A 2,995-nucleotide genomic window follows, 5' to 3' on the forward strand; every position below is an offset into this window, starting at 1 on the left:
CCAGGCGCAGGGTGGCGTGCGCATCGCCACGCAGCGCACCGGCCTGCTGCGCGACCACGTCGCGGTCGGCAAACTGCAGTACGCCCAGCAGCGGCTTCAGGCCACTGTCCTGGCGATCGGATGCAGCTCCCAGCACACGCCCCAGGTCATCACCGGACGGGCCGTTGGCGAACAGATCCCACTGGTCGAAGCCCGGGTTGGCGGTCAGCCACAGACCGTCGGCCGTCTGCCTGACATTGAAACTCAACAGCGAGTTGTGGCGCGGACGGAACACCTCACCGCCGCTGATGCTGGCGCGGTAGCCAGTGTCGCCCAGCCGCACGACCTCCTGGAAGCCATCCTGGTAGATCGGGCCTTCAACCAGATCGCGACGGAAGTCCTTGCTGTAATAGCCCTGCGCCACGTTCAGTTCAAGGAAGGCGCCCTTGGAGATCACCAGCGCGCCATCGAGCACTTTGTTGGTGGACGGGTCGAAGAAATTACCCACGCGCACGCGACCACCGGCACTGTCGCCGCTCTCGGTCACGTCGAACAGCACTTTGCCGCCGGGCATGATGTTGACGTAGCCATGGGTGACCAGATCACCTCCGCGCGGCATCAGCGTGCCGAACACGCGCAGGCGGTTGAAGCCATCCTCGCGCCAGGACGGGCCGGTGCCACCCAGCAATGCAGTGCTGTCCATCGCGGTGCCCGCCACGTCGCCGTGGCCGACCAGCATGCCCGCACCGAGCACACGCACTTCCGGGGCACGCAGGGCGCCACCTTCCAGGGCGATGGTGCCATTGTCGACCAGCATGAAGTCCGCACCGGTGGTTGCGGACGAGCGCCAGACAGCGCCATTGGCAATCCGGATCACGCCCATCGAATCGTCCAGCGTGGACGCGTCCAGATCGCCCAGCCGAAGCTTGGACAGCAGCAGGGCCTGCACGCCGGGATCGCTCAGATAATCCTGCACCGAACCAGCGCCGATGCCCTGCGGACCCGTGCTGGAAAGGTTGTAGATGGTCAGTGCGTAGGAAAAGTACGCCGACGGCCGGTCGGTGCTCCAGCGCGCGAAGTCATCATCGACGAAGGTCTGCAGCTGGCGTCCCGACCGCAGGTAGCCCGGATTGATGTCACCGGTGACGTCCGCAGTGACATTCAACGTATCGCCCGGATCACGATAGCCGGTTGCGGTGATGATCCGGTTGCTGTGAATGTCCTGCCCAGGGAACGACTCCAGCGCGCTGCCGCTGCCATCCGGATCGAACGTGACCGACGTACCGGGGGTGCGCGCAGGATCGCGGAACACCAGCAGGCCGTTGGGCTTGACCACTTCGTACATCGCCTTGTGCAGCAGCCCAGCATCCATGCCGCCGCCATAGTTGCCGGTGTAGATCTGGGTCATGCGCGGCGACGGCTCGTAGATCACATTGCTGCCGTTGTTGGCCGCATGGATCTCCACCGAATCGACAATCGGCAGATCACCGGCAAGATAACGCTCCACGCCACCGGACTGCATGATCGAGCAGGACGAGATGCAATGGCCCGACACGATGGTGTTCAGGCCGGACGTGCGGATCACCCCCTGCAGCCACTCGCCGGCGATCAGCGCGCCACCGTTGGAGGTACGCAGCACCACCTCCCGGATCGGCCGCCCCTCGGCCTGCGCCTTGGCCAGCAGCGCCGGCAGCGAAACGACGTCGGCGAAGGTGACGCCACCGCTGAGGAAGATGCGGTCTCCCTGCACGTGATAGTTCATTGCCATGGCGTCATCAGCCTTGACCATGACGCCAACACCAATCAGGCCGGCCAGGGCCAGACTTAACTTGGACTGCTTCATACCGTTCTCTCTCCCCCGCAACACGCGGACGGGAAGCTAAACGTCAGAGTGGGAGGCCCTCCCCCGCTGCATGCCATGGAAAAGAATGAACGGATTCAGATCAAGTTGGCAGTCAAAACTGTGGCTGAGTTCGCGCTCTTGAACGCTTTTACAGGAGAAATACAGCCTCCGGCAAAGTTAAAAACGCAGAAAGGGCGGTAACACCCCCAGTGGCCATCTGGGTGAAAGGTGAACAAATTCATGATCGACACGTGCAGGCCGGCGGCTCTTCCCCATCCGGTCATCGTCGCGTAAAACTCGGTGACGCCCCCCCCCTCATCGTTGCCCGAGGCCAGCCCTGTCCGCTTCGTCCCCCCTGATCCATCGCGCACCGGATCCGCCTGGGCCTCCGGACGCCTTCATCACGTTCGTAAGGGAAGAGCGCGCGCCGTTGTGCACTTTCCTGCGTACCCGTGGGGTGGGCCCGGAGGATGCGGAGGACATCGCCCAGGACTGCATGGAACGGTTGATCCGCTATCGCGCGCACGGCACCGAGGAGCTGCGCCTGCTGCTGTATCGTATCGCCCGCAACCGCCTGGCAGACCGCGGCCGCTCGCCGCAGGCGAGACCGCATCTGTCGCTGGCCGAGCGCGATGGCAGCGACGAGCCCTCCAGCACGTCAGCCGACCCTCTGCGCCAGGCCGAATCCGGGCAGATGCTCGCCCTGCTCCGGCAGGCCCTGTTCAAACTGCCGGAGCGCGCGCGCGAGGTGTACCTGCTCAACCGGATCACCGGGATGAGCTACACGCAGATCGCGCAGCACTGTGGCATCACCGCCAAGACCGTGGAAAAACACATCGCCCGTGCACTGCAGGGCCTGCGCCAGGAGCTGGGGCCACACCCGCTGCACAACGACAGGGACAACGAATGATCAGCACCCGGCACACGGAAGAGGCGGGAGTGTTCGAGCGCGCCAGCGCCTGGGTGGCGCGCCTGGAGGCACACGACTGCACGCCCGAGGAACGCGAGCGCTTCGAAGACTGGCTGGCGGAGGACACCCGCCACGTCAAGGCGTGGGTACAGGCCGAAACGCTCTATCAGCAGAGTGCGGGTCTGGCCCAGGATCCCTGGCTGCGCACGGCGGCGGCGCGCGCCGCGCATCCGGCCCGGCGCCGCTGGCTGCCCGGCGTCGCT

2 protein-coding genes and 1 pseudogene are annotated in these 2,995 nt (G+C 65.2%); 2 read left to right on the top strand and 1 reads right to left on the bottom strand.

Annotated features, from left to right (window positions below):
- A pseudogene (locus QMZ25_RS18750) lies at positions 1-1,822 on the bottom strand (autotransporter outer membrane beta-barrel domain-containing protein); the annotation flags it as partial.
- A 400-nt stretch (positions 1,823-2,222) separates the two neighbouring features.
- Between QMZ25_RS18750 and QMZ25_RS18755 the strand changes: the two are divergent.
- Positions 2,223-2,732, top strand: coding sequence for an RNA polymerase sigma factor (locus QMZ25_RS18755; protein ID WP_080375219.1), 510 nt, complete (start codon positions 2,223-2,225; stop codon positions 2,730-2,732).
- Positions 2,729-2,995, top strand: a 267-nt coding sequence (locus QMZ25_RS18760) for a DUF4880 domain-containing protein (RefSeq protein WP_283220121.1), incomplete at its 3' end; no start/stop codon positions are given. The genes QMZ25_RS18755 and QMZ25_RS18760, both read left to right, overlap by 4 nt.

The organism is Stenotrophomonas sp. RS-48 (genome assembly GCF_030053245.1).
Classification (GTDB): Bacteria; Pseudomonadota; Gammaproteobacteria; order Xanthomonadales; family Xanthomonadaceae; genus Stenotrophomonas; species Stenotrophomonas maltophilia_P.